The organism is Pseudomonas oryzihabitans, from assembly GCF_001518815.1.
GTDB lineage: Bacteria > Pseudomonadota > Gammaproteobacteria > Pseudomonadales > Pseudomonadaceae > Chryseomonas > Chryseomonas oryzihabitans_E.
This window is the reverse complement of sequence record NZ_CP013987.1, coordinates 1753900-1780314: the sequence shown is the minus strand read 5'-3', so window position 1 is coordinate 1780314 and position 26415 is coordinate 1753900. Positions and strand designations below refer to the sequence as shown.

20 protein-coding genes and 1 pseudogene are annotated in these 26415 nt (G+C 63.5%); 16 read left to right on the top strand and 5 right to left on the bottom strand.

Features of this window, described 5'->3' with window-relative positions; genetic code table 11:
- The first annotated feature begins 455 nt into the window (after positions 1-455).
- The 6 genes from APT59_RS08030 to APT59_RS08005 all read left to right on the top strand — a co-directional run bounded on the left by APT59_RS08030 (position 456) and on the right by APT59_RS08005 (position 5212).
- On the top strand, positions 456-722 hold the full coding sequence (locus tag APT59_RS08030; RefSeq protein WP_059314372.1) for a hypothetical protein: 267 nt from the start codon (positions 456-458) through the stop codon (positions 720-722).
- Positions 715-972, top strand: a complete 258-nt coding sequence (locus APT59_RS08025; RefSeq protein ID WP_059314371.1) for a hypothetical protein — start codon at positions 715-717, stop codon at positions 970-972. The genes APT59_RS08030 and APT59_RS08025 overlap by 8 nt, the downstream gene beginning before the upstream one ends.
- Positions 965-1243 carry a hypothetical protein gene (locus APT59_RS08020; protein ID WP_059314370.1) on the top strand — a complete coding sequence of 93 codons (279 nt, stop codon included), beginning with the start codon at positions 965-967 and terminating at the stop codon, positions 1241-1243. Before APT59_RS08025 ends, APT59_RS08020 begins: the two co-directional genes overlap by 8 nt.
- Positions 1236-2243 (top strand): toprim domain-containing protein, encoded by a 1008-nt coding sequence (locus APT59_RS08015; protein ID WP_059314369.1) that lies wholly within the window; start codon positions 1236-1238, stop codon positions 2241-2243. Before APT59_RS08020 ends, APT59_RS08015 begins: the two co-directional genes overlap by 8 nt.
- Positions 2240-4030 carry a DUF927 domain-containing protein gene (locus APT59_RS08010; protein WP_059314368.1) on the top strand — a complete coding sequence of 597 codons (1791 nt, stop codon included), beginning with the start codon at positions 2240-2242 and terminating at the stop codon, positions 4028-4030. Before APT59_RS08015 ends, APT59_RS08010 begins: the two co-directional genes overlap by 4 nt.
- Before the next feature lie 399 nt (positions 4031-4429).
- Complete coding sequence (locus tag APT59_RS08005) at positions 4430-5212, top strand: hypothetical protein (protein ID WP_059314367.1); 783 nt, start codon at positions 4430-4432, stop codon at positions 5210-5212.
- Positions 5213-5662: 450 nt separating this feature from the next.
- Here the strand turns inward: APT59_RS08005 and APT59_RS08000 are convergent, their stop codons facing one another.
- From APT59_RS08000 to APT59_RS07990, 3 genes are all read right to left on the bottom strand, one after another.
- Positions 5663-8314, bottom strand: coding sequence for a TrlF family AAA-like ATPase (locus APT59_RS08000; protein ID WP_059314366.1), 2652 nt, complete (start codon positions 8312-8314; stop codon positions 5663-5665).
- A gap of 1016 nt (positions 8315-9330) precedes the next feature.
- Positions 9331-9819 carry a hypothetical protein gene (locus tag APT59_RS07995; RefSeq protein ID WP_059314365.1) on the bottom strand — a complete coding sequence of 163 codons (489 nt, stop codon included), beginning with the start codon at positions 9817-9819 and terminating at the stop codon, positions 9331-9333.
- Positions 9820-10035: 216 nt separating this feature from the next.
- Positions 10036-10422 (bottom strand): response regulator, encoded by a 387-nt coding sequence (locus tag APT59_RS07990; protein WP_059314364.1) that lies wholly within the window; start codon positions 10420-10422, stop codon positions 10036-10038.
- Positions 10423-10663: 241 nt separating this feature from the next.
- Between APT59_RS07990 and APT59_RS07985 the strand changes: the two genes are divergently transcribed.
- From APT59_RS07985 to APT59_RS07970, 4 genes are all read left to right on the top strand, one after another.
- Positions 10664-12268, top strand: a complete 1605-nt coding sequence (locus APT59_RS07985) for a hybrid sensor histidine kinase/response regulator (RefSeq protein WP_059314363.1) — start codon at positions 10664-10666, stop codon at positions 12266-12268.
- A 261-nt stretch (positions 12269-12529) separates the two neighbouring features.
- A complete protein-coding gene (locus APT59_RS07980) occupies positions 12530-14023 on the top strand; it encodes an ATPase domain-containing protein (protein ID WP_059314362.1) in 1494 nt (497 codons plus the stop codon).
- Positions 14020-16122 (top strand): ATP-binding protein, encoded by a 2103-nt coding sequence (locus APT59_RS07975; protein WP_059314361.1) that lies wholly within the window; start codon positions 14020-14022, stop codon positions 16120-16122. Before APT59_RS07980 ends, APT59_RS07975 begins: the two co-directional genes overlap by 4 nt.
- 36 nt (positions 16123-16158) lie before the next feature.
- Entirely contained in the window at positions 16159-16644 is a 486-nt protein-coding gene (locus tag APT59_RS07970) for a GNAT family N-acetyltransferase (RefSeq protein ID WP_059314360.1), read from the top strand.
- 829 nt (positions 16645-17473) lie between these two features.
- Here APT59_RS07970 and codA read toward each other — a convergent pair.
- Positions 17474-18714, bottom strand: a pseudogene (gene codA, locus APT59_RS07965) (cytosine deaminase).
- Positions 18715-18724: 10 nt separating this feature from the next.
- Complete coding sequence (codB, locus tag APT59_RS07960; protein ID WP_059314359.1) at positions 18725-19987, bottom strand: cytosine permease; 1263 nt, start codon at positions 19985-19987, stop codon at positions 18725-18727.
- A gap of 198 nt (positions 19988-20185) precedes the next feature.
- Between codB and APT59_RS07955 the strand changes: the two genes are divergently transcribed.
- From APT59_RS07955 to APT59_RS07930, 6 genes are all read left to right on the top strand, one after another.
- On the top strand, positions 20186-21103 hold the full coding sequence (locus APT59_RS07955; protein ID WP_059314358.1) for a 3-hydroxyacyl-CoA dehydrogenase family protein: 918 nt from the start codon (positions 20186-20188) through the stop codon (positions 21101-21103).
- Positions 21100-22542, top strand: a complete 1443-nt coding sequence (locus APT59_RS07950; protein ID WP_059314357.1) for a sigma-54 interaction domain-containing protein — start codon at positions 21100-21102, stop codon at positions 22540-22542. Before APT59_RS07955 ends, APT59_RS07950 begins: the two co-directional genes overlap by 4 nt.
- A 359-nt stretch (positions 22543-22901) precedes the next feature.
- Positions 22902-24296: a GntP family permease gene (locus APT59_RS07945; RefSeq protein WP_059314356.1), complete on the top strand. Its 1395-nt coding sequence runs from the start codon at positions 22902-22904 to the stop codon at positions 24294-24296.
- A gap of 10 nt (positions 24297-24306) precedes the next feature.
- Positions 24307-25059, top strand: a complete 753-nt coding sequence (locus APT59_RS07940; protein WP_059314355.1) for a 3-hydroxybutyrate dehydrogenase — start codon at positions 24307-24309, stop codon at positions 25057-25059.
- 19 nt (positions 25060-25078) lie between these two features.
- Positions 25079-25780, top strand: coding sequence for a CoA transferase subunit A (locus APT59_RS07935; protein ID WP_059314354.1), 702 nt, complete (start codon positions 25079-25081; stop codon positions 25778-25780).
- A gap of 1 nt (position 25781) precedes the next feature.
- Positions 25782-26408 carry a CoA transferase subunit B gene (locus APT59_RS07930; RefSeq protein ID WP_059314353.1) on the top strand — a complete coding sequence of 209 codons (627 nt, stop codon included), beginning with the start codon at positions 25782-25784 and terminating at the stop codon, positions 26406-26408.
- The last annotated feature ends 7 nt before the right edge of the window (positions 26409-26415 follow it).

Sequence of the window (26415 nt, the reverse complement as noted above, 5' to 3'; positions counted from 1 at the left end):
AGTTTTGCATGTCTCAGAAAAGACAAAGCCCCGGCAAGCGCGCCAACGCTGCCAGGGCTCAGAACCAATCAATCCGCACCCGCAAGGCTACCACAGCCCTAAGCGTTTTCAGCCGTTCGACCCGCGTGGCGGGCGCTGCGGTGCAGCATGACCTGTTACAGGTAAAGCACGCTCAAGCCTTGCCAAGCCTCCTTGAGACGCCCTATAGTCTTCACGTCGCGGCAAATTCCGCGACCGACCTTGGCCGGTCGGCAAGCACATGGCGCACAGGCGCCCAGATCTCTACTGCAGGCGCTTTTTTTGCGTCTGCAGCTCCGAGTTATGGCAGCTGTGCGCGGGACACCTTCGGGTGTGCCGGGATCCTTGTGCCCCGGTCGGCCAACCCGCGTACAGCTGTCACCATTCCTCGCTTGGCCGCGAGCGGTGACAGCTCCTCAGCACAGGAGCTACACCCTATGAAGCGTTCGCACGCCCTCAATCCGTCCCCCCGCTGTATCCGCGTCGCCGCACACAAGGCCATGGCCTTAGCTGCCCTGCACGCAAATTCCAGTCTTTCCACCCGTCTCGCCCGTTACAACCACCACATGCAGCGCGCTCGCGCCCTTGAGGCCACTCTCGCGCCAGCTGCCGCTGCTACCGACACCACCCTCTCCATTCGTCCTGCCACGCCTACCGCCGTCACCCCGGTGGCCACCGCTGTTCTGGAGGTGCGCCATGGCTGATTCCATCGGTGCTCTCCACCAGCTGCTGACCGAGTTGGCCAACCCGGCCGGCCAGTCGCCCTCGCGCCCCGCCCTCGAGGCGATGCTCGATGCCGTCGACGCCCTCAACCATCAGCCCGGCGTCACAGACCAGCTGCGCGCAGACGTCCACGCCGCCGAACAGGTAGGCCAGCTCCATATCCGCCAGGTGCCGCTCTCGCTGCTGCGCCTGCTCCTGGCCATGGTGCAGACGGAGGCCGGCCATGAGTAACCTCATTCCTCTGACCCTCAACCCGACCTATGCCTCGGTCCTGCTGGTGGATACCACGCCGGGCTTTGCTGCCCTAGTGGACTGCGCCGAGCACCGCCTTACCGCTGCCTATGGCCTGGTCGATAGCCTCACCTGCATGACCACCAAGGACGCCGCCAGCCAAGACCTGCTCAACGTCGCCGAGGTGGTCCGCATCCTGCTGGCCGATGCCACGGATCTCTACAAGGCGGCGCGTACCGTCGGCCTGTATGGGGAGGTGCCCCATGGCTGAGAGTCGCATTCCCGACATCATCCGGCAGGCCGCGCTCCACGCCCTGGCCAACGCCACCACCCTGCTCCCTGAGTGGCTGCCGAAAGGCAGTCGCCAGGGCCGCGAGTGGGTCGCGCCCAACGCCGCACGCGGCGATCGCCAGGCCGGTTCCTTCGGCGTCTCCCTGGACAGCGGCAAGTGGAACGACTTCGCCGACAGCGCCGCCCACGGCGGCGACCTGGTATCACTGCTGGCCTACCTACGCGGTTGCCGTCAGGGCGACGCGGCGCGGGAGATCGATCAACGTCTAGGCCTGGGGCTTTTCGAAGCGCTCGCCAGGGGGGATGGCCAACCCTCGACCGACGCCCTGGCCACTCGCCAGCGCCTCGAGCAGCAACAGCGCGACGCCGAGGCGCAGCTGCACGACAAGCAGACCGCTGCGGCGCGCCAGGCGGCCTTGCTCTGGCAGCATGGCAAGCCGGTGGATCGGCTGCACACCTACCTGCAGGCCAAGCAGGTCGAACCGTTCGGACTGCGCCAGATCTCGCACGGCCGGCTGGCCGTGCCCCTGGTCCTGGACGGACGCCTGGTCAACCTGCAGATCATCGATGGCCAGGGCAATAAGCGCTTTCTGGCCGGGGGTCGTGTGCAGGGCTGCTATTGCCCATTGGGCAAGGTCCAGGACGGCGCCCGGCTGTACATCTGCGAGGGCTGGGCCACCGGGGCCACCCTGCACCACCACACCGGCGCGCCGGTGGTCTGCGCGCTCAACGCCGGCAACCTCAAACCGGTGGCCCTGGCCATGCGCGAGCGCTTCGGCCGCCGCGTCGAGCTGGTGATCGCCGGCGACGACGACCGCCTCACCTTGGGCAATCCGGGCCGCGCCGCGGCGAACCGGGCGGCCGCCGCGGCGGAGGCCCTGGTGGTCTTTCCGGACTGGCCGTATGACGGCCCGGCCGAGCTATCCGACTTCAACGACCTGCACCTCTGGCAGAGTGGACGCTGGGAGGTGCCGGCATGAGCACGCCCGAAGCAAAAAGCGGCCTGAGCCTGGTCGGCGAACCCAAGGCCCCGGACCGTGACACCTTGGATCGGCCGTGCTTTGCCGTCTACGACCGCCCGGTCTTCAAGGAGGGCAAGCAATTCCGCGAAGGCACCTGGTACCACGGCGTCAAGCACACCGGTCCGGAAGACAAGCCGGTGCCCTTCGACTACTGGATCTGCTCGCCGCTGCACGTCGACGCCGAGACGGTGAACACCGAGGACGGCAGCATTGGTCGCCTGCTCAGCTTTCGCTATCGCGGCAAGCGCATTGAGTGGGTCATGCCCATGGAAGCCCTGGCCGGCAAGGCCGACGAGGTGCTCAAGGCGCTCATGCGCCAGGGCCTGGCCATCGAGTACCACCAACGCCGCCACGTCGCGCCGTACCTCGCCAGCTACCACGCGCCGGCCAGGGTGATCGCCACCACCACCAAGCCGGGCTGGCATGAGTCCGGCGCCTTTGTCCTGCCATCGCGGGTGATCGGCGGCGACAACGTGCGCTATCAAGACTCCGGCCGGGCGGTGAACCTCTTCACCAGCAAGGGTACGCTGACCAACTGGCAAGCGCAGATAGCGCCCTACTGCCTGGGCAATCCGGTGCTGATCCTGTCCATCTGCTGCGCCCTCGCCGGGCCGCTACTGGCCAAGCTGGGTATCAACGGCGGCGGCATCCACCTGGTAGGCGATTCCTCGAGCGGCAAGTCACTGGCACAGCTACTCGCGGCGTCGGTCTGGGGCAACCCCGGCACCTTTGCTGCGTCCTGGGACGTGTCCAAGGGCGGCGTGGAGATCGAGGCGGCCTCACGCAATGACACGGTGCTGATCCTGGACGAGATCAAGCGGGCCGACCCCAAGCGCGTCCAGGAGATGGCCTACGCCATCGCCAACGGCATGGGCAAGAGCACCATGACCCGCGAGCGCGAGGGTCGCGCCAAGCTGACCTGGCGCGTCCTGGCGCTGTCCAGCGGCGAGCGCTCGCTCTCCGAGCACGCCGCCATTGCCGGCAACGGCGCCCATGCCGGCGCGGAGCTGCGCATGGTGGACGTGAATGCCGGCACTCGCCCCTTCCGCGCGTTCGACGACGTGCATGGCCTGACCGGCCAGGAATTCCACCGGTTGCTGACCGATGCCGTGGGCCAAGACTACGGCCACCTGGGGCCAGCGTTCGTGGAAAGCCTGCTCAAGACGCCTGAAGACTTACTCGAGCGCTTTCGCCAGGTGCGCGCCACCTTCCGCACTGAAAGCTCCCAGGCTGGCCGGGTGGCGGATCGCTTCGCCGTGCTCGCCCTGGCCGGCGAACTGGCGGCGGAACGCGGGCTACTGGGCTGGCCGGTCGGCGCGGCGGGTAACGCCTGCCGCCAGCTGTTCGGCGAATGGCTCGCCAGGATGGGTGATGGCAACGCCGAGGAGCGCCAGATCCTGCGCGGTATTGGCGATTTCATCGCCCTGCACGGCGACAGCCGCTTCTCCTGGATCCACGCCGAGCACGCCGCGTCGACCGTGCGCGATCGGGCCGGCTTCTACGAGCTGATCGACGATCGCCGGCTGTACCTGTTCAACGCGCCCGCACTGCTCGAGGCGGCGGCCGGCTACGGCAAGGAGCGGATCCTGCGCGCCCTGGTGGAAGCCAATGCGCTCGCCAAAGTGGATGAAGAGGCCCGCACCTCCCGGCGCACGAAACGCTATCGCACGCCAGGCGGAGGCAATGCTCGGTTCTACGTCATCGACCCCGAGCGCCTGGAGACCGAAGGAGAGAGTCAAGCATGAATCTCTCAGTAGATAACACCTTGCTGACTGTTTTCAGCGGGAACAGTGGGAACGTGGGAACAGGCCAGCAACGACGCGGGTTACAGCGTTCCCATTTGAATTACGAGAGTGGGAATGTGGGAACACAACTCTGTTCAAGTAATAGCCTCCCTCCTCCCTCTGTTCCCGCTCGAAAAAGGGTGGGATCAAAATCCCACTCGCAAACCCGCATTCCAGAGCGGTTTTGTCCGCGTGCCCACGTTCCCGGTCGATTTTCGTTTTCAGACACGAACAAGGGTGTTCTGGCACGAAGTGCTTGACGCCCCTCTCTTCAATTGATCCACACAACCCCAATGGCGACTGCTGGCAGTGCTCGAGCACGGTCGGTCACGAGCCCCCAGCACCAAAACGAGAGCCCCCATGAATACCGAGACCCAAACAAACTCCCTCCCCGAAGACGTTGCTGCTGCCCTGGTCATCCATGACGAGGCGAAGGCTAGCTACCTGGCCCAACGCGAAACTCTGGTCACCCTGGGCAAGCGTCTGGAGAAACACCGCGCCACCGCCCGCGCTGCCCGGCACGAATCGGAGACGGCCGGCAGTGAATGGCGAGCGGCCTTCCGTGACGCAGATGGCGAGCTGACCCTAGAGGTCTTGAAGGCGAAGCGCGACGAGCAAGACAAACGTGAGCTGGCCGAAAGCTACGAGCAGCTGGCGGCCGAACTGGAGCCGAGCTATCAGCTGGCTCAGGTGGAAACGGCCTATGCTCGCCGGACGTATGACAGTACCCAGGAGAAGGCCAGGGCGGCCTATGGCGATCACCGCCTCGCCATTGCATCGGCGGCGCTGTTCGCCACGGCCGAGGGCCGCACCTGGCTGAGGCTGATGCAGCGCCAGGAGGACAAGCACCTGCACGTGGTAATCAGAGAAGACATCACCGGCAACGGCGCAACTGCCCAAGGCCAAGCCGAGCGCCAGCAGGCCGCACGGGGACGTATGGAGCGAGCCTTGGCCAAGCTTGTGGACGAAGCAGCGGCAGCCGTAGAGCCTGCCAAGGCGGATCCGCTCGAGCAGACCTTGCAGGCACTCGACCTCACGGCCTACGAACTGACGGGGCGGGCAACCAATGTCCTCGTGCTGAACCGCCAGCGAGCCGAGGCCCAGGCGCTGCTCGAGCGACAAGATCAGCAGCACAGCGCCTAGCTCTTCCTGGCCAGCGACAGGCCGCCTACGGGCGGCCTTTTCGTGTGCCGCCGCCAAGGCCCGCATCGACGCGCTACGCGCCTTGCAGGGAGTCCGATCAGGTCAGACCCCTGCCCGCTGGATGGAGAGCTGCGCCTGTGGAGCATCACAGGCTGCGGAGCCGACTGACTGCACCGATCACCCTATCCTGGCCAGCGAAAGGCCGACGGCGGGCGCCGTGGAGACGTGCGAGCAGCCGGTCCCACACCTCGGCCGCCAGGGGCCGCGCCGAAGGGCTCTGTACCCGGCGCGCGCCGTTGTCCCCCCGCCACACCTGCGGGCTAAATGTGTCGCTTTTTCTGCACCCCTGCACGTAGCTCAAACTAGCGCTAGCACTAGCCCTTATGCGCTATTCAGGATGCAGGCAAGCCCTGCGGATCCCTGCAGTAACCGTCGATTCGCTAAGTGTTTTCAGAGTCCATATTTCTTCTCACGATTAGCGAACGCTTCATGGCCACCCTCCAAGATGGAACACACCATGGATCTGATACCAATCCCCCCGCGGACATCTCCCTCCTCAAGGGCTCCTGAGACATAGCTAACAACTTCGCCATCGTTTTCCGCGACAATTACCTGTTCCGCGTCCGAGTTGACAACAAGATTCGCGTTGTGGGTGACGATTATAACTTGTCGATACTTCTTTATCTGCTTAAACAAAGGTACTAACTGACCCATTATAAAGCCATTATCCAAATCATCTTCCGGCTGATCAAATACGAAAGGACTCCCAAAAGGATCTGTAGCCAACTTCAGGCAAACGTAAAATGTGCCCCGCTGCCCAACGGACAACTTCTCAACCGACTTCCCTTTATAAGAGAACTCAGCATTCACTTTCAAATAGTTCTTAATACGAGACGGAGAGTAGAGATAATCAAATAGCTCGAATCGGCCACCTTGGTTAAAATAATCATCACTCCAAAAAAAGTCTTCAAGAGACACCAGCTGATCGCCCAACTGAATAAGCTTGTGCCCCATAAGCATCTTGAAGAAGTCAGATTTATTATGAACATTAAAGGTCTCAGCCAACCTTTCAGAAGTAGACTTTCCTGCCGAAGCACGAAATTTACCTCTATTCACACACTCCTCAAGACCGCTATAAAAAGCCCCCTTATCAAACAGAATTGAACCTGATACTTGAATATCCTTTAGTATGCTCTGTACAAGCTCATTCTGTTCAGCATTCCAATCTGCGTTGGGTGCCAGCAGGGACGCATAAGCAATATCGACTTCGCCACGCAAGCTCTCAAGATAGGTATCGTAACTTGCAGCTATTTCCGCACGTCTCTTTTGCTCCGAGAAATACTGCGAGGTACGACCTTGTATTTCCTGTAGCTTTGCATTTGCATTATCAATATTTAGACGATATTCGTTAACTTTACCCAGCAGAGAGGAAACATCTTGCTTGATGCCTTTTTGCGCAAACTCTGCCTTAATTTCCTCATTCTGCGCAGCCAAAACGGCTACCGAAGTCTCGGTGTGAGCTACGTTTGCCGCTATCGCTTGCAAGACATCCGTATAACCAAGTGGAGGAGATTTGCTGATAGCATATGCAGAGCCATTATATGCCGAAATCCTATCATTTAGCCCAATGACGGTCCTTTCTATAAAGGATTTAATTTCATTAGAAGTAGACAGGAATGCGCGCTGCTCATTGAGCAACCTATTATTATCCTGATATCGAGATATAAGAGCAGCGTTTTGCTCATTTGTAAGAGTCGCAATTAACTGCGAATTAATATTGATAATATTCTGCTGATAATCAGGCTTGTTTATTGCGGATCCATTAGTGTCAACAGCGCCCCAGTAATCAATAAACGAGCGGTACCTACCCATGTTTTCCATGAGCTCTTCGGACAGAGCAGGATCGAATGGCCGTTGACGCAGGCCAAGCATCTTTTTTATCTCCAAACTAAGTACCGAAGGGTCTTTCGCGAACTCGTGAATCTCGCCTTGCGAAACATGCAAGTACGGATAAGGAACTGTAGAGGTCTGATCGAAATTTATTAGGTCTCCACCTTGAGAGACCCTGATACGTAGGTTTTCAACCGACACCCCTCTCACTCGCTTGTGGCCATAGCATACAGCTAGCCTAGAATGCATCGCATCGAGAAACAGGCTTTTCCCCGTTCCTCGCCCGCCAATTATGGCAATCATGTTTTTATTTAAAGGTATATTTTGTTTCTTGAACGAGATCTCTTGCCCCTGGAATATAGGGCCCTCAATCTCAATGCTATCGAAATACGGTTTGATGAAGCTGTTCTCAACAAAATCATCCGTCTGATAGATACGATCCGACGGCTCGAAAAGCACTTGCTTTAAACCTTGAAAATTGGGCTTTGCTTTAACCCAGGAGTATTGGGTACCAATCTGATCCAAACGGTGCGCGTCTGAGCAAAAAAATATGGGCTTCGCGGTAGCTCCCTCATATCGAGTGCTGCTAAGAAAAAAATCCCTATCCTGTGGACGTCCGAACAGGACTTGACCTTTCTTATCGATCTCCGAAGCGATAGCTCGAGAGCGTCCCTCGTTGATATCAGGCCTGTAGCCGCCATACCCATTCGGACATATAGCGATAAGGTAATCCCTACCAAAGACCAGATTACTCTCCATATGTTCGCAGAGACTTTTGAAGTCTACTATCGCATCATCACAACCAATAGTTTTGGTGGCAAAATCAGCTTCTGAACAGTAAATTACGAGATCATCTTTTGTGGTATTTGTTAGCTTAAGCCTGGATACCACTGCGTTTATTTGAGCGGTACTCAAACTCTCTGAAAATAGGCAATGAACGTTTATCCAGTCGCCTTGTTTGTTTGGCTGCGCAACTCTGAACTCCAAATTTCCAATAACAGTAGTAGAGCAGCCCTGTCTTCTTAACTCCTCTCTGATAATTTCTAGCTCATTCTCTTGAAAATACCAATAGTTTGTAACACCAAGCAGACTTAGGCTATTTTCCTTAATATTGGCGACGTACTGTTCAACCTCACATTTGAAACCATTGTTCAAATTAGTAAACGGCGAGTGAATATGCAGATCCCACTTATTCCAACACGAGCCAATCATCTTTTGCGTCCTTGCTTAGGTAAGAAGTGAAAGGAGCAATGTGCTACACATCTCACAGTCTTTCTAGTCAACATCTGACAACTGACGAACGTTCAGTGTATGCCCTTCACTACTGCGGCCTTTTGGAAGGCGCTCTAAGCCAGACGTTTCAGCTACTGGTTCGAATCAAGATTGGGCGATGAGCGTTATGGATCTCCTCACAGACGGAGCGTAGGGCACATCTTCGTAGCTTTCTTTTCTGCTTCGGGTAGGCCTGGCGAAGCAACCACATCTTAAAGTCTCCGTGTATGCCCCTGTGTATGCCTAGCCCAAATAGACCTCTTAAAGCCTTATGTTTACGGGGGATTCAGAGCTGAGTATTGACGTAGTCGCTCGACCAACTTGGTCCGCAAGGATCACATCGAAGCCCGCCTAGTGCGGGCCTTATCGTCTTAGGCGTCTCCCTTGGCACTACGGCCAGGAGCACGACCCCCCTCCACCACCGACTCAACACCAGCCTCACCACGAACGGCAGACCACGCCTGGCGCACGCTCAAGCGATCAGCTGACGGCGTTCGTGCTTAGCACTGCTCCCGTCGTGCGGGTGGGCTTGTTAGGGTCTAGGTCAGATCAGGCGCAAAACGACGTGGAGGCCGATCAGGTCGAAGGTACAGGCATCGGGGATTGGCCTTGAGCATGAACTGGAGCAGGAAGAATAGAGAGAAGACGCCGACCGTTGGATTGAGGACATTGCTAACACCGCCAGCAACATACCCAGGTCGAAGGCAACGGCAGCGCCTCACGGCAGGCAGCTAGCATTTATCCCAAGGCCACACGCCAGGCCTAGGCGCGACCATCGGTGGCAGCGGTGCGCAGGAACAACGCCGTATCAAGGCTGGGGATGATGGTGAGCAGGTATGCGGCGAAGAGCCTAGCGCGGCCCGTTGCGGCAGTGGCACGAAAGAGTCACGCGGACCAGCGCTTGGCGATCAACCTTGCACACCAGGAGACGGCCGCCCGCAGGCGGCCTGAGGGGCTCAACCGGCGGCGCGGAAGGCGGGCTCGTTCTCGGCCATGTAACGGGCGGCGGCGCGGCGGGCTTCCAGTTCGAAGGCCTGGGGATAGCGATCGACGATGCGCTCCAGGGTGCCGCGGGGAATGCCGTCGGCTTCGAAGTCGGTGCGGCACTGCAGGGCACCGGCGTGACAGACGTTGCGTTCGACGGCCTCGATCAGACCGCCCGCGCGCAGGCTCTTGACGATGTTGTGGGGCATGCGACGGCTACGACGCAAGGCGGCGGTGGCGGTGGCCAGCACCTGGAGGATCTCGTCTTCGACCGGGGTGAAGGGGCCATTGCCGAGCTTGCCCTTCTGCAAGAGGTAGCGGCGCGACAGCAGCTGACCCTGGCGTTCGAGGGCTTTGCTGGCGGTGAGATCCAGGCGACCGCGACTTTCCAGGCTGCGCTCCAGCGCAATGAGAAATTCCCAATCGGAGATCTGAGAAATCTGGGTGATGACTGCGTCCATGAAGCGCTCCTTGCCAGTCGAAAATAGATGGCACATTGATAGCGTTCGGGGCATTTGGTTCCCGGGTGGGAACGCTAGCCGACGGATATCATGTCATTTCGCCATGCCCGGTACTGGATGGCCGACGAGAGGTAGGCGAACCGGCTGCAGAACCAGGCGTCGAGCCCGGTCATGGATCTCGGGGTGGCCGAGAAAGAGTGTCTTCGCCTCTCAGGACTAGCGGCGCGGCAGCAGGTTCTCGACGAGCTGACAAAGATCGTCCACGCCCCAGGGTTTGGGCAGGAAGGCGGCGCGACGTGGCAGGATGGCGAGGTCCTGGTCGATGTAGCCGGAAATGATGATGAAGGGCACCGTGGGCCAGCTGGCCGCGGCCAACTGCGCGAAGGCCAGCCCATCCAGCATCCCTGGCACGTTCACGTCGGCGATGACCAGCTTGGTGTCGCTGCCGCGGGTATCCATGTGCGCCAGGGCGTCATCGCTGGAAGCCACAGCCACGACGTTCAGGCCTTGTTCGGTGAGGATTTCGGTCAGCAGCTCGCGCTGCCTCGGATCATCCTCCAGGACAAGAATTTGTCTTTGTATATCAAGGCTTCTTGGCTTCATGGCAGGTCAGACATCGTCCGGGTGAGAGGTTCTCCACAAACTTCCTTAACGGTCACCTGAAGCGGGTGAGCGGTACGCTGGCAAATGGCCGCCAAAGCCGCGCCCTGCCTGGGTTCCAGCCCGGCTGACGACCGCGCCAGACAGCCTCAAGCGCGACGCCGATGAAGTTTTTGCGCCGCTTGGCTGTCTGAGGGCTTGACGCCCCTTCTGCCTCTCCAAGGACCCCGCCCCCGTGAGCCAAATGCCCCCATCCCGCAAGGCGCGGGTCGACAACTCCGCGACGAGTGATGTTTCGCACGAGGGCAAGAACATCTTCTTCGCCGCGGTGGAAACCACGCGGATGCCGATGCTGATCACCGATCCTAACCAGCCGGACAATCCGATCATCTTCGCCAACAACGCCTTCACTGACATGACCGGCTACCTGGTGGAAGAACTGCTCGGGCGTAACTGCCGCTTCCTGCAGGGCCCGGAAACCGATCGTTCGGTGGTCAACTCCCTTCGCGAGGCGGTGGAACAGGAACGCGAGATCTCGGTGGAGATCATCAACTATCGCAAGGACGGCTCGACCTTCTGGAACGCGCTGTTCGTTTCGCCGGTGTACAACGACGCGGGCGAGCTGACCTATTTCTTCGCCTCCCAGCTGGATGTTAGTCGCCGCCGCGATGCCGAGGATGCCCTGCGCCAGGCGCAGAAGATGGAGGCGCTGGGCCAGCTCACCGGCGGCATCGCCCATGACTTCAACAATCTGCTGCAGGTGATGATGGGCTACATCGACATCATCCACCGCACCGCGGAGAAGCCCAGCTTCGATCAGGAACGCATCGTGCGCAGCGCGACCCACGCCAAGTCGGCGGCCGAGCGCGCCAGTACCCTCACCCAGCAGCTGCTGGCCTTTTCGCGCAAGCAGAAGCTCGAAGGCCGGGTGCTCAACCTGAACAACCTGGTTCGTGGCGCCCATGAGCTAGCCGAACGCACCCTGGGCGACGTGGAAATTCGCACCCAGTTGGATCCCGAGCTGTGGAATTGCCGGATCGACCCGACCCAGGCAGAGGTGGCGCTGCTCAACATCCTGATCAACGCCCGGGACGCCCTGCTGGATTGCCCGCAGCCGAGCGTGGGCATAGAAACGCGCAACATCGAGGTGCGCGAGCTGGCCAATATGTCGTACGACGGGCTCATGCCCGGCCGTTACGTCAGCCTGGCAATCACCGACAACGGTCATGGCATGCCGGCCAGCATTCGCGACCGGGTGATGGACCCCTTCTTCACCACCAAGGAAGAAGGCAAGGGCTCGGGGCTTGGGCTATCGATGGTCTATGGCTTCGCCAAGCAGTCCGGTGGCACGGTGCGCATCTATTCGGAAGAGGACGTCGGCACCACGCTGCGCCTCTACTTCCCGGTGGATGACAGCCATGTCACCCATCAGCAGACGGAGCAGCGCTCGGAGCGGCGCAGTGGCACGGAGCGCATCCTGGTGGTGGAAGATCGCCCGGACGTCGCCGAGCTGGCCAAGCTGGTGCTGGAGGACTACGGCTACACGGCGCAGATCGCCTTCAATGCCAGTGAAGCCCTGCGTGTGCTGCGCGAGAACGAGCAGCCCTTCGATCTGGTATTCACCGACCTGATCATGCCCGGTGGCATGAACGGGGTAATGCTGGCGCGCGAAGTGAAGCGCCTGCAACCGCAGATCAAGGTGCTGCTCACCACCGGCTACGCCGAGAACTCCCTGGAGCGTACCGACATCGGCGGGTCCGAGTTCGATGTCATCTCCAAGCCCTATATCCCCAATGATTTGGCGCGCAAGGTGCGCCGGGTGCTGGATGGGCCGAACGGCATCGCCTGATCGCATTGAGGTGCCGTTAAGGCACCGGGAAGCACCGACGGCGCGTCGACGACCTCCGCCGGTGTGGCCTCTGGCAGGCGACGCTATTAGACTGACGATTAATTCGGCGCGCATCGCGCTTTCGACCTCCAGCGCTGCCGCCTGCCGGCGTGGCTCCATCGGTTCCCCACGTCATCGCGCGCCCCGAGTCTGCTCAGGGACCGCCTGCGCGGCGGGGTTATCGTCCTCTTTCGTTCCCGTCGCCGCGAGGTCCGGTCATCCATGAGTTCCCCTAGCCCGTCAATTATCGCGACAGGCAATCCCGGCCTGGACAGGGTCTTGCGCGGCGGTTTGCCAAAAGATCGGCTCTACCTGCTCGAAGGCACCCCGGGGTCGGGCAAGACGACCCTGGGCCTGCAGTTTCTCTTCGAAGGCGTGCGCCGAGGCGAGTCGGTGCTGTACATCACGCTGTCGGAGACCGGTGAAGAACTGCAGAGCGTGGCCGAGTCCCATGGCTGGAGCCTGGACGGCGTGGATCTGTTCGAGCTGTCGGCCGCCGATGCGGTACTGGGCGGCGCGCAGGAGCAGACCATCCTGCATCCCTGGGAATCCGAGCTGGGTGACACCATCGGGCTGATCCAGGCTCGCGTGGACGAGCTCAAACCGAGCCGGCTGGTGTTCGACAGCCTGTCGGAGATGCGCCTGCTGGCGCAGGACCCGCTGCGTTATCGGCGCCAGGTGCTGGCGCTCAAGCAGTTCTTCGCCGGGCGTGGCCTTACCGTCCTGCTGGTGGACGATCTGACCACCAGCGGCGGCGAACGCGACAACCACCTGCACAGCCTCTGCCACGGGGTGTTGACCCTGGAGCGCCTGACCCTGGACTTCGGCGCCGCGCGCCGACGCCTGCAGGTTCAGAAACTGCGCGGCGTGGACTTCATCGCCGGTTATCACGATTTCACCATCCGCCGCGGCGGCCTGGAGGTCTATCCGCGCATGATCGCGGCGGGACGCTACCAGGATTTCGCCGGCGAGCCGGTGCCCAGCAATATCGACGACATGGACGCCCTGTTGCACGGCGGTCCCTTGCGCGGCACCAGCACCCTGATCACCGGCCCGGCCGGTACGGGCAAGACCACCCTCGCCCTGCAGTTCGTGATGGCGGCCTGCGCGCGGGGCGAGAGGTGCGCCGTCTATGAGTTCGACGAGCGCATCGGCACCCTGCTCAAGCGCGCGGACAGCATGGGCATGCCGCTCCTGCGCTATATCGAGGAAGGTCTGCTGGTGGTCCACCAGATCGATCCCGCCGAGCTGTCTCCGGGCGAGTTCGCCTGGCGCGTGCGGCGGGATGTCGAGGAAGACGACTGCCGGATGCTGGTGCTGGACAGTCTCAACGGCTACCTGGCGGCCATGCCGCAGGAACAGCAGCTGATCCTGCAGATGCACGAACTGCTCTCGTACCTGAGTCAATCCGGGGTGGTGACCTTTCTCATCAATCCCCAGCACGGGCTGGTCGGCTCGATGACGTCCAGTCTCGACATCTCCTATATCGCCGACACCGTGGTGCTGATCCGCTTCTTCGAAGCACAGGGGCGCCTGCGCAAGGCCATTTCCATCCTCAAGCACCGCGGTGGCGGTCATGAAGACGCGATTCGGGAATTGCGCATCGACACCAAGGGCATCCGGGTCGGCAAGCCCCTGGTGGACTTCCGTGGCGTGCTGACCGGTACGCCGGAGTATTTCGGTGCCAAACAGCCCCTGATGGAAGAGCGCGATTGACGAAGACAGCGGCGCCGTCCTGCGAGCTCATCATCTGCGCGCCCTTGCGAGGTGACGCAGCCAGCCTGCAGCGGCTCTTCACCCAGGGCTATCACACCCGCTACCTGTCCACCCTGGACGAGGTGGCGGCAGCGCTCGGCGACGACATCGGGATCATCGTCTTCACCGAGGAGGCCCTGCGCCAGGACATGACCTCCCTGGCAGAGGCATTGGAGCGGCAGCCGACCTGGTCGGACATTCCGCTGGTGCTGCTGGCGTCGGACTCTAAGCGTTCGGGACGGGGCAATGATCTCCTGCGCCGTCAGCTGCCCGCGGCGGCGACCAATCTGGTGATCCTGGAACGGCCCCTGAGCGGTGCTTCCCTGCTGAGCAGCGTCGCGGCCGCCTGGCGCTCACGCCTGCGCCAGTTCGAGATGCGCGATCGTCTCACCGAACTCGCCCAGGAACGTGAGCGCATGCAGACGCTGCTGGAGAACCTGCCGGTCGGCGTGGCCTTCATGGATAGCGAAGGCCGCACCCTGGTCAGCAACCCCTTCTATGAGCAGCATGTGTCCGGCCAGCAGATCCCGTCTCGGCAGCCTGAGGAGGCGCTGCGCTGGGCCGCCCTGGATACCGCCGGGCGGCTGCTGCAGCCCGATCAATTCCCCGGGGCGCGGGCCCTGCGGGGCGAGCGGGTGAAGGGGCAGGATTTCTATCACACCAACGATGCGGGCGAGGAATCCTGGCTGCGCGTGAGCGCGGTGCCCTTGCACGACGAGGCTCAGCGGATCATCGGCGCGACCACGGTGATCGCCGACATCAGCGAGGAAAAGCGCGCGGAACTGGCCTTGCGGCGCTTCAACGAAGAACTGGAATCCCAGGTGGCGGAACGAACCCGCACCCTCGCCCACACTCTGAGCGAGTTGCAACGGGAAACCACCGAGCGCAGCCGCGCCGAAGAGCAGCTGCGGCAGTCGTTGAAGATGGAAGCGGTCGGCCAGCTCACTGGCGGTATCGCCCATGACTTCAACAACATGCTGACCGGGGTACTGGGCGCGCTCGATCTGATGCGGATCAAGGGCAAGAACCAGCTGCAAGGCCTGGAGCGGTACATGGAGGCCGCGCAGCACTCGGCGCATCGGGCGGCGTCGCTCACCCAGCGGCTGCTGGCGTTCTCGCGCCGGCAATCGCTGGAATCCCGGCCCATGTGCGCCAACGAACTGATCCTGGCGTTGCAGGAACTGCTGCAACGCACGGTGAGCGAGCAGATCTCGGTGACGCTGGCCCTTGCCGATGACCTGCCCTGGATCCTGGCCGACGCCAATCAGCTGGAGAACGCCCTGCTCAACCTGGTGATCAACGCCCGCGATGCCATGCCGGACGGCGGGGTCATCAACCTGGCGACCTCCCTGGTCACCGTTACCGCACAGGGGACCGAGGACGATGCCCTGGTGCCGGGAGACTATGTCCGCATCGAGGTCCTGGATACCGGGACCGGCATCCCGGAGCGGCTGCTGGGCAAGGTGCTCGAACCCTTCTTCACCACCAAGCCGCAGGGCCAGGGCACGGGGCTGGGCCTGTCGATGGTATATGGCTTCGCCCGGCAGAGTAATGGCCGCCTGACCATCGCCAGCAACGAGCGCGGCACCCGGGTCTGCGTCTACCTGCCGACAGCGGAGCAGAACGCCGAGCCGAAGCGGTCCACGCCGGCGGAATTCGCCCAGGGCGCCGGCGAAACCATCCTGCTGGTGGAAGACGACGACGCCGTGCGCCTGGTCAACCAGGAGGCGCTGGAAGCCCTGGGCTATCGCGTCTGGAGCGCGGCCGAAGGCAAGACCGCGCTGCGCCTGCTGGAGCAGATCCCCGAATTGAACCTGCTGGTGACCGATGTCGGCCTGCCGGGCCTGAATGGGCGCCAGCTGGCGGAGGTGATCCAGCAGCTCAGACCACGGCTGCCGGTGCTGTTCCTGACCGGCTATGCCGAGGGCGCGCTCAGTAGGACGGCCTTTCTGGGTGGTAACATGGAACTCATGACCAAGCCCTTCACCCTGGACCAGCTGGCCGCGCAGGTCGCCGCCATGCTGTCCCGGGCAGCCCACCGGGCGACGGCTACCTCCTGAGGTCGTCGTCGCCCCGCGACCTAGCCAAGGACCCCCATGACGCTCCAGATCCGCCCCGCCCGCCGCGAAGACGCCGCCCGTATCCATGCCCTGATCGTCGAACTGGCCGACTACGAAAAGGCCGTCCACGAGGTGCTGGCCAGCCCGGCGCAGATCGAGGCCACCCTCTTCGCCCCCGACACCCCGACCCGCGCCCTGGTCGCCGAGCACGAGGGCGTGGTGGTGGGCTACGCGGTGTATTTCTACAGCTATTCCACCTGGCTGGGCCGCAACGGCATCTACCTGGAAGACCTCTATGTGAGCCCGATCGCCCGCGGCACCGGCCTGGGCAAGGGCCTGCTGCGCGAGCTGGCCCGCGAGGCCGTGGCCAATGATTGCGGCCGCCTGGAATGGAGCGTGCTGGATTGGAACACCCCGGCCATCGACTTCTACGAAAGCCTCGGTGCCAAGGCCCAGGGCGAGTGGGTGCGCTATCGCCTGGACGGCGCGGCGCTACGGGATTTCGCGGAAAGCGGGCGGTAGGTTTTCGTAGGTTGGGTTGAGCGCTAGCGAAGTCCAACAGCGCCAATGTTGGTCGAGGCCATGGCGATCCGCCGATTTGGGTGATGGTATTGGGTATCGCGGCCACGGGCCGCTCCTACAGGAGTCAGCACGTAGGAGCGGCCCATGGCCGCGATCAGCCGATCACTCATGGGTCTTCGTAGGTTGGGTTGAGCGCTAGCGAAGTCCAACAGCGCCAATGTTGGTCGAGGCCAAGGCGCTCCGCCGATGCAAATGATGGTATTGGGTATCGCGGCCATGGGCCGCTCCTACAGGAGTCAGCACGTAGGAGCGGCCCATGGCCGCGATCAGCCGATCACTCATGGGTCTTCGTAGGTTGGGTTGAGCGCTAGCGAAGTCCAACAGCGCCAATGTTGGTCGAGGCCAAGGCGGTCCGCCGATGCAAATGATGGTATTGGGTATCGCGGCCATGGGCCGCTCCTACAGGAGTCAGCACGTAGGAGCGGCCCATGGCCGCGATCAGCCGATCACTCATGGAGCTTCGTAGGTTGGGTTAAGCGCTAGCGAAGCCCAACAGCGCCAACGTTGGGCTTCGACGATGGAGCCGTCTCAACCCAACCTACCGTGGTCGCAGCCGCGCCTACCTAGACCCAGTGGCGTAGCGTGGAAAACGGCGCAGCCTTTTCCACAGGGGGCTTCGGTATGGGGCGCGCCCTCACCCCAGCCCTCTCCCAGAGGGAGAGGGGGTTGTCCGAGTGAGATTCAGATCTTTGCCAGTCCTGAAAAATCACAAGCGACCGGCAAGCCTGTCCGCATCGGCGGACCACCCGACCGCCCTGACCAATACCTATTACCGATCCGCCAGCTCCACCTGCGCCGGGCGGCGTTGCATCAGCACCTTGCCGTGGCGGATGGAGTACAACGGCAGGCCCTGGCTGCGGACCATCTCGTAGTCGCTGTCGGCGGAGAGCACCAGCAGGTTGGCGGGCCGCCCCTCCTCCAGGCCATAACGGTCGCCCAAGCACAGCGCCTTGGCACTGTTCACCGTGACCAGATCCAGCGCCGACTGCAGGTTGCGATAGCCGAGCATGTGGCAGATGTGCAGCCCCGCTTCCAGCACCCGCAGGATGTTGCCGTTGCCCAGCGGATACCAGGGATCGACGATGGAATCCTGGGCGAAGCAAACATTGAGGCCAGCCTCCAGCAACTCGTTGACCCGGGTCACGCCGCGGCGCTTGGGGAAGCTGTCGAAGCGGCCCTGCAGGTGGATGCTCTCGGTCGGGCAGGAGATGAAGTTGATGCCGGCGTGGGTCAGCAGGCGGAACAGCTTGGCGCAGTAGGCGTTGTCATAGGAGCCCATGGCGGTGGTGTGGCTCGCGGTGACCCGCGAACCCATGCCGCGGCTGCGCGCCTCTTCGGCCAGCACCTCCAGAAAGCGCGAATGTGGATCGTCGGTTTCGTCGCAATGGACGTCCACCAGGCAGCCGGTGCGCTCGGCCAGGTCCATGAGGAATTTCACCGAGCTTACGCCCTGGTCGCGGGTGTATTCGAAGTGCGGAATGCCACCGACCACATCGGCGCCCAGGCGGATGGACTCCTCCATCAGCTCGCGCCCATTCTTGAAGGAATCGATGCCCTCCTGGGGGAAGGCGACGATCTGGAGGTCGATCAGGTGCCCGGTTTCCTCGCGCACCTCCAGCATCGCCTTGAGCGCCGCCAGGGACGGATCGGTGACATCCACATGGGTGCGCACGTGCTGGATGCCGTGGACCGCCAGGGCACGGATCGTACGCTTGGCGCGGGTCTTGGTGTCTTCCTGGGTGATGGTGGCCTTGCGCTCGCCCCAGCACTCGATGCCTTCGAACAGGGTGCCGCTCATGTTCCAGCGCGGCTCGCCGGCGGTCAGGGTGGCATCGAGGTGGATGTGCGGCTCGACGAAGGGCGGCACCACCAGGTTGCCAGCGGCGTCGAGGTCGTCCGGCCCTACCGCGGGGGCATCAGCTGCTCGGCGATGGCGGCGATGCGTCCGCCTTCGAGGCGGATGTCGTGGAGGCCTTCGCGGTCACGCAGGCGGGCGTTGAGGATGCGCATGGTGGATCTCCTAGAGCGAAGCGGGGGCGGCGGTACGACGACCGCGACTCAGGCCATTGAACACGCCATAGCCGAGCGCCGCCACCCCGATGCCCACCAGCGGTGCGACCCAGGGAGAGCCGAAGGCGGCGATGGTGCCCAACCCATAGGCGGCCAGGCCCGGCCAGTTGTAGTCTGGCAGGCGGGCCTCGGCGAGCAGCGGATAGCGGCCGCGGTGGCGCAGCCAGAAGTCGGCGACGAGCACCCCGCCGATGGGCGGGATCACGGTGCCGAGCAGGACCAGATAGGGCACCAGCAGGTCGTACATGCCCAGTACCGCCAGGGCGGTGCCGATCAGGGCGCCGGCCAGGGTCACCGTCTTGCGGCGGCTGGTGCGCACCAGATTGCAGCCGGCCACGGCGAAGTTGTAGATGGTGTTGTCCTGGGTGCTCCAGATATTGAGCAGCAGCATGGCCAGGGCGGCGGTGGCGAAGCCCTGCAGCATCAGCACCTCCACCACGTCGGGCTGCTGATAGACGATGGCACCATAGGCGCCGATCAGCACCATCAGGCCGTTACCGACAAAGAAGCCGATCAGACTGGCCAGCACCGCTACCCGGGTGGAACGGGCGAAGCGCGTCCAGTTGGTGGCCTGGGTGGCGCCACTGACGAAGGTGCCGAACACCAGGGTGATGGCGGTAGAGAGGTCCAGGCGGGCACTGGGCTGGATCGCCAGCAGGCCGGCTAGCCCTCCGGCCTTGGCGGTAGTCACGCTCATCGACAGGATCAGTAGCAGGGCCATGGCCGGCACGGCGATCCAGGAGAGGATCTCCAGGCCCCGATAGCCAATGTAGGCGGTGGCGCAGAAGCCCAGGCCGAACACCGCCATCAGCGCCAGCACCGCGCCCTGCTCCAGGCCGAAGTACTTGCCCAGCACCACGGCGGCGGTGGCCGTACCCCAGGCGTACCAGCCGATCTGGGTGAAGCCGAGGATAAGATCGCACAGCTTGCTGCCGCGTTCGCCAAAGGCGAAGCGCCCCATCAGCACCGAGTTGAGGCCGCTGCGACAGGCGATATGGCCGAGGGCCGCGGCATAGAGACCCAGCAGCAGATTGCCGAGGGCGATCACCAGCAGCAGGTCGGCGAAACCGAAGGCCACCCCCAGCTTGCCGCCGGCGAACATAGTGGCGGTGAAGAAGGTGAAGCCCAACAGTACCATGGCTAGGGAGGCCAGTCCCTTGCGGGCATGAGGCGGGACTTCGCTCAGGGGATAGTCGTTGCCGGCGTTGCTCATAAGGGACTCCTCGGGATGGACGTGCCTGTCCTGTAGCAGTGCCCATGCCAGACTCTGCCAAGGGGCGTGACAGAGCCCAGGGTCCCGCAACGAATCCATTACCAGGGCCCGCCTTTGGTGCAAGGCGACCCCCCGTGCCTTGGCCGGGGGCGGTCAAGTGTGAGACGGTTGCCGCGGCCGTCTTACAAGGAAAAGATCATGACCACGCCACGCCTCGCCGTCCTGGGTTCCGGTCTCATGGGCATCGGTATCGCCGTGCACCTCGCTCGCCACGGTCATGCCGTGCGCCTGCAGGACGTCGACCCCAGCCGACTCGCCGAGGTCGCGGCCACCGCGCGCACCCTGCTCGCCGAGCTGGAAGAAGCGGATATCGCGGTGGACACCGAGGCAGTCATAGGCCGCCTCACGACGACGACCGAGCTTGCCGATCTCGCCGACTGCGACCTGCTGTTCGAAGCCGTACCCGAGCGCCTGGAGCTCAAGCATCGTCTCTATGCTCAGCTCGAAGCCGTGCTGCGCCCGGACGCCCTGATCGCCAGCAACACCAGCGGCCTGCCACCGGACGAGCTGGCCGCGCACCTGCGTTATCCCGAGCGCTTGCTGATCGCGCACTTCTGGAATCCGCCACACTTCATTCCCCTGGTGGAGCTGGTACCCGGCACGGCCACCCTGTCCGCGCACCTGGAGTCCGTTCGCCAGCTGCTGGAAGCCGCCGAATTGGAGGCCGTGGTGCTACAGCGGGCCATTCCCGGCTTCGTCGGCAATCGCCTGCAATTTGCCCTGCTGCGCGAGGCCCTGCACATCGTGCAGAGCGGCGCGGCGGATGCCGAGACGGTGGATCGGGTGATGCGCGCCTCCCTGGGTCGGCGCTATGCCATGGTCGGCCCCCTGGAGGCGGCGGACATGGGTGGCCTGGACACCTTCCGCGACATCGCCAGCCACCTCTGGCCGACCCTGGCGCGAGACGAGGCCCCACTGCAACTGCTGGAAGACCAGGTGGCCGCCGGCCGCACCGGGGTGCGCAGTGGCGCGGGCTTCTATGACTGGGACGCGGCACGGCGCGAACGCATCGTCCAGCGGCGGCTGCACCAGCTGCGCCATGCGCTGAAGCCATGAGCCGTACCCCGCCGGGTCTGCCCGGGCTGGAAGACTACGCCGGCATCCGCCAGCGGGCGATCCGCTCGCTGTTCGAGATCATCGAGCAGACCAGCAATGGCACGGTGATCGTCGACCGCGAGGCGCGTATCGTCTGGATCAACCAGAGATACGCCCAGCACTTCGGCCTGCCGGATGCCGCCGCCGCCATCGGCCAGCCGGTGGAGCAGATCATTCCCCACAGCCTGCTGCGGGAGGTGGCGCGCAACGGTCAGCCGATCCTGCTGGACATGCTGGAGACCCGCAGCGGCCCCCTGGTGGTGATGCGGCTGCCGATCCATACCGATGACGGCGAACTGATCGGCGCCATCGGCTTCGCCCTGTTCGACCAGTTGCAGCAGCTGGCGCCCTTGGTGACCCGCTACCTGCGCATCCAGGAAGAGCTGGCCACCACCCGGCGTTCGCTGCAGCACGCGCGCACCGCCAAGTACGGCTTCGGCCATTTCGTTGGTAGCGGACCGGCCAGCCTGGAGGTCAAGCGTCGCGCCCGCCGCGCCGCGGCCAGTGAAGCAGCGGTGCTGTTGCTGGGCGAGACCGGTACCGGCAAGGAGCTGCTGGCCCATGCCATCCACGGCGCCTCGCCACGCGCTGGGCGACCCTTCGTCAGCATCAATGCCGCCGCCATTCCGGAAAGTCTGCTGGAAGCGGAATTCTTCGGCACCGCGCCAGGCGCCTTTACCGGCGCCGAGCGCCGGGCACGTCCAGGCAAGTTGCAGATCGCCCAGGGCGGCACCCTCTTTCTCGACGAGATCGGCGACATGCCCCTGGCCTTGCAGGCCAAGTTGCTAAGGGTGCTGCAGGAAAAGGAGTACGAGCCACTGGGCTCTAACGAGGTGCTGGCCTGTGACGTGCGGATGATCGCCGCCACTTCCCGTGACCTAGAGGCGGCCGTGGCTGAAGGACGCTTTCGCGCCGATCTCTATTATCGCCTCAACGTGCTGCCGATCCGCATCCCGCCGCTGCGTGAGCGACTGGACGACCTGGCGGTGCTGGCCGAGGCCATCCTCGACAGCCTGCCCCAGGTTGGCGGACAGTCGACGCCCGACCTCACCGCCGATGGCCTGGCGCTGCTGCAGCGCCAACCCTGGCCCGGCAACGTGCGCGAGTTGCGCAATGTGCTGGAACGCGCGGTGCTGCTAGGCGACGACAGCCAGCTGGATGCGAGGGCCCTGGCCGCGGCGCTGGATGGGGCCCCCGCACCTGTCACAGCAGGTCGATCCCTCCCTGGCCAAAGCGGCGAAACCTATGCCGAAGCCCGCCAGCGCTTCGATCGCGAGCTGTTGCAGGACACTCTTGCCGCCTGCGGCGGCAAGGTGGATGAAGCCGCTCGGCGCCTAGGGTTAGGGCGGTCTACGCTGTACAAGAAACTGGTGGCACTGGGACTGACGTCTCTTAATTGAGACACCTCTATAAACAGAGACACCCTGTAGGAGCGGCCCATGGCCGCGATGGGCGGACTATCGCGGCCATGGGCCGCTCCTACAGGGTCCGAGCCGTAGCTTGGGTTGAGACGGCTCTATCGTAGAAGCCCAACATTGTTGGCCTCGGGCAAATGTTGGGCTTCGCTCCGCTCAACCCAACCTACAGGGTCCAGCTTTTGAGAAAAACTTTTGGCGATTGTCTATTGCTGAGATAAAAGATCATATAAAACAAAGACTTAATAACTTGGCACGGTTCTGGCTCCTGCGTTCAGGCGATCTCGGTATCGCCCTATAACAACAAGAATCGCTTCGCCCCAGGCGAAGCTCTAGGAGAAGCCATGAGTGTCCTGATTGCACTCGCCGCCCTGGCGCTGCTGATGTTCGCCGCCTACCGGGGTTTCAGTGTCATCCTCTTCGCCCCTCTCGCCGCCCTCGGCGCCGTGTTGCTCACCGATCCGTCCGCCGTGGCGCCCGCCTTCACCGGGGTGTTCATGGACAAGATGGTGGGCTTTCTCAAGCTCTACTTCCCGGTGTTCATGCTGGGCGCCCTGTTCGGCAAGCTGATCGAGCTGTCGGGTTTCTCCCGCGCCATCGTCGCCGCGGCCATCCGCCTGCTCGGGCGCGAACGAGCCATCCCGGTGATCGTCGCGGTCTGCGCCCTGCTCACCTATGGCGGCGTCTCGCTGTTCGTGGTGGTCTTCGCCGTGTATCCCTTCGCCGCCGAGATGTTTCGCCAGAGCGACATCCCCAAGCGGCTGATTCCGGCCACCATCGCCCTAGGCGCCTTTTCCTTCACCATGGATGCCCTGCCCGGCACGCCGCAGATCCAGAACATCATTCCCACCAGCTTCTTCCAGACCACCGCCTGGGCCGCGCCCTGGCTGGGCTTGGCTGGATCGCTGTTCGTCATCGCCGTGGGCCTGGCCTACCTTGGCAGCGCCCGCCGCAAGGCCCGCACTAGCGGCGAAGGCTATGCCAGCGTGCCGCTGCGCAACGAGCCGGAGACCTCCGCCGACCTGCCGCTGCCCAACCCCTGGCTGGCCCTGGCGCCGCTGGTGCTGGTGGGCGTGCTCAACCTCCTGCTGACCCGCTGGATTCCCGACTGGTACGGCGCCACCCACAACCTGGCGCTGCCGGGCATGGCCAAGCCGGTGACCCAGGAGGTAGCCAAGCTGACCGGCATCTGGGCGGTGGAAGGCGCGCTGCTGGCGGGCATCCTGCTGGTGCTGGCGACCGGCTTCGGCGCCATCCGCGGCCGGTTGGCCGAGGGCAGCAAAACCGCCGTCTCCGGCGCCCTGTTGGCCGGGATGAACACGGCGTCCGAATACGGCTTCGGCGCGGTGATCGCCGCCCTGCCCGGTTTCGTGCTGTTCGCCCAGGGCCTCAAGGCCATCCCCGATCCGTTGATCAACGAGGCGGTGAGCGTGACCCTGCTGGCCGGCATCACCGGTTCCGCCTCGGGCGGCATGAGCATCGCCCTGGCGGCCATGAGCGACACCTTCATCGCCGCCGCCAATGGCGCGGGCATTCCCCTGGAAGTCCTGCACCGGGTGGCGGCCATGGCCAGTGGCGGCATGGACACCCTGCCGCACAACGGCGCGGTGATCACCCTGCTGGCGGTGACCGGCCTGACCCACCGCGAAGCCTATGGCGGCGTGTTCAAGATCACCCTGATCAAGACCGTGGCGGTGTTCTTCGTCATCGCCCTCTACTACCTGACCGGCCTCGTCTAAGGAGACCACCATGGACCTTACCGGCAAGACCGCCCTGGTCACCGGCTCCACCAGCGGCATCGGCCTGGGCATCGCCCAGCGCCTGGCCGCCGCTGGCGCCACCCTCATCCTCAACGGCTTCGGCGATCCCGCTGCGGCCCAGGCCAGCCTCCCCGGTCGCTCGGGTTTCCACGGGGCCGACCTGTCCAGGCCGGAGGAGATCGAAGACCTCTTCGCCTACGCCAAACGCGACTTCGGCGGCGTGGACATCCTGGTCAACAACGCCGGCATCCAGCACGTGGCGCCGGTGGAGGACTTTCCGGTGGAGCGCTGGGACGCGGTGATCGCCCTCAATCTCTCGGCGGTGTTCCACACCACCCGTCTGGCGCTGCCGGGCATGCGCGAAGGCAACTGGGGCCGCATCGTCAACATCTCCTCGGTGCATGGCCTGGTGGCCTCCACCGGCAAGGCCGCCTATGTCGCCGCCAAGCATGGCGTGGTGGGTCTGACCAAGGTCACCGCCCTGGAAACCGCCCGCACCGGCATCACCTGCAACGCACTGTGCCCAGGTTTCGTGCTCACCCCGCTGATCCAGCAGCAACTGGACAGCCGTGGTAGCGATCCGGATCAGGCGCGTCGCGACCTGCTCAGCGAAAAGCAGCCGTCGCAGGATTTCGTCACCACCGACCAGCTGGGCGAGCTGGCGCTGTTCCTGTGCAGCGACGCCGCCGCCCAGGTGCGCGGCGCCGCCTGGACCATGGACGGCGGCTGGACCGCTCAATAACGACAAGAGGATCTCTGCCATGAACAAGCTCTATCCCAACGCCGCGGCCGCCCTCGACGGGCTGGTCGGCGACGGCATCACCCTGGCCGTGGGCGGCTTCGGCCTCTGCGGCATTCCCGAGGCGCTGATCGCCGCGCTGCGCGATACCGGTGCCCGCGAGCTGACCGCCATCAGCAATAACGCCGGGGTGGATGGCTTCGGCCTCGGCCAACTGCTGGAGACCCGGCAGATCCGCAAGATGATTTCCTCCTACGTGGGCGAGAACAAGGAGTTCGAGCGCCAGTACCTGGCTGGCGAGCTGGAACTGGAATTCACGCCCCAGGGGACCCTGGCCGAGAAGCTGCGCGCCGGTGGCGCGGGCATTCCGGCGTTCTATACCCGTACCGGCTACGGCACCCTGGTGGCCGAGGGCAAGGAGGTGCGCGATTTCAATGGCCAGCCCCATGTCATGGAACTGGCGCTGACCGCCGACGTGGCCCTGGTCAAGGCGCTGCGCGCCGACAAGGCCGGCAACCTGGTGTTCAACAAGACCGCGCGCAACTTCAACCCGCTGTGCGCCATGGCCGGTCGCGTCTGCATCGCCGAGGTGGAAGAGCTGGTGGAAGTCGGCGAGCTGGACCCCGACCAGATCCACCTGCCCGGCATCTTCGTGCAGCGCCTGGTGGTCAACGCAAGCCCCGAGAAACGCATCGAGAAACGCACCCTGAGCGAGGAGAAGTAAGATGGCCTGGACCCGCGAACAGATGGCGCAACGCGCCGCCCGGGAGCTGCAGGACGGCTTCTACGTCAACCTCGGCATCGGCTTGCCGACCCTCGTCGCCAACTATATTCCTGCCGGCATGGACGTCTGGCTGCAGTCGGAGAACGGCCTGCTCGGCATCGGCCCCTTCCCCACCGCCGAGACGGTCGATCCGGACCTGATCAACGCCGGCAAGCAGACCGTCACCGCCCTGCCCGGCAGCAGCTATTTCGACAGCGCCACCAGCTTCGGCATGATCCGCGGCGGCCATGTGAACCTGGCCATCCTGGGCGCCATGCAGGTGTCGGCCCAGGGCGACCTGGCCAACTGGATGATCCCCGGCAAGATGGTCAAGGGCATGGGCGGCGCCATGGACCTGGTGGCTGGCGTGCAGCGCGTGGTGGTGCTGATGGAGCATACCGCCAAGGGCGCCCACAAGATCCTGCCGGCCTGCGACCTGCCGCTGACCGGGGTCGGCGTGGTCGACCTGATCATCACCGATCTGGCCGTGCTGGAGGTGACCGAGGGCGGTCTCCGGCTGGTGGAGCTGGCCGAAGGCGTCAGCCTCGATGAACTGCGCGCCGCCACCGGCGCCCCCATCCAGGCCTGAGGAGATC

Coding starts and splice junctions, on each gene's coding strand:
- APT59_RS08030 (WP_059314372.1), top strand. CDS start 456: ATGAAGCGTTCGCACGCCCTCAATCCGTCCCCCCGCTGTATCCGCGTC.
- APT59_RS08025 (WP_059314371.1), top strand. CDS start 715: ATGGCTGATTCCATCGGTGCTCTCCACCAGCTGCTGACCGAGTTGGCC.
- APT59_RS08020 (WP_059314370.1), top strand. CDS start 965: ATGAGTAACCTCATTCCTCTGACCCTCAACCCGACCTATGCCTCGGTC.
- APT59_RS08015 (WP_059314369.1), top strand. CDS start 1,236: ATGGCTGAGAGTCGCATTCCCGACATCATCCGGCAGGCCGCGCTCCAC.
- APT59_RS08010 (WP_059314368.1), top strand. CDS start 2,240: ATGAGCACGCCCGAAGCAAAAAGCGGCCTGAGCCTGGTCGGCGAACCC.
- APT59_RS08005 (WP_059314367.1), top strand. CDS start 4,430: ATGAATACCGAGACCCAAACAAACTCCCTCCCCGAAGACGTTGCTGCT.
- APT59_RS08000 (WP_059314366.1), bottom strand. CDS start 8,314: ATGATTGGCTCGTGTTGGAATAAGTGGGATCTGCATATTCACTCGCCG.
- APT59_RS07995 (WP_059314365.1), bottom strand. CDS start 9,819: ATGGACGCAGTCATCACCCAGATTTCTCAGATCTCCGATTGGGAATTT.
- APT59_RS07990 (WP_059314364.1), bottom strand. CDS start 10,422: ATGAAGCCAAGAAGCCTTGATATACAAAGACAAATTCTTGTCCTGGAG.
- APT59_RS07985 (WP_059314363.1), top strand. CDS start 10,664: ATGCCCCCATCCCGCAAGGCGCGGGTCGACAACTCCGCGACGAGTGAT.
- APT59_RS07980 (WP_059314362.1), top strand. CDS start 12,530: ATGAGTTCCCCTAGCCCGTCAATTATCGCGACAGGCAATCCCGGCCTG.
- APT59_RS07970 (WP_059314360.1), top strand. CDS start 16,159: ATGACGCTCCAGATCCGCCCCGCCCGCCGCGAAGACGCCGCCCGTATC.
- codB (WP_059314359.1), bottom strand. CDS start 19,987: ATGAGCAACGCCGGCAACGACTATCCCCTGAGCGAAGTCCCGCCTCAT.
- APT59_RS07955 (WP_059314358.1), top strand. CDS start 20,186: ATGACCACGCCACGCCTCGCCGTCCTGGGTTCCGGTCTCATGGGCATC.
- APT59_RS07950 (WP_059314357.1), top strand. CDS start 21,100: ATGAGCCGTACCCCGCCGGGTCTGCCCGGGCTGGAAGACTACGCCGGC.
- APT59_RS07945 (WP_059314356.1), top strand. CDS start 22,902: ATGAGTGTCCTGATTGCACTCGCCGCCCTGGCGCTGCTGATGTTCGCC.
- APT59_RS07940 (WP_059314355.1), top strand. CDS start 24,307: ATGGACCTTACCGGCAAGACCGCCCTGGTCACCGGCTCCACCAGCGGC.
- APT59_RS07935 (WP_059314354.1), top strand. CDS start 25,079: ATGAACAAGCTCTATCCCAACGCCGCGGCCGCCCTCGACGGGCTGGTC.
- APT59_RS07930 (WP_059314353.1), top strand. CDS start 25,782: ATGGCCTGGACCCGCGAACAGATGGCGCAACGCGCCGCCCGGGAGCTG.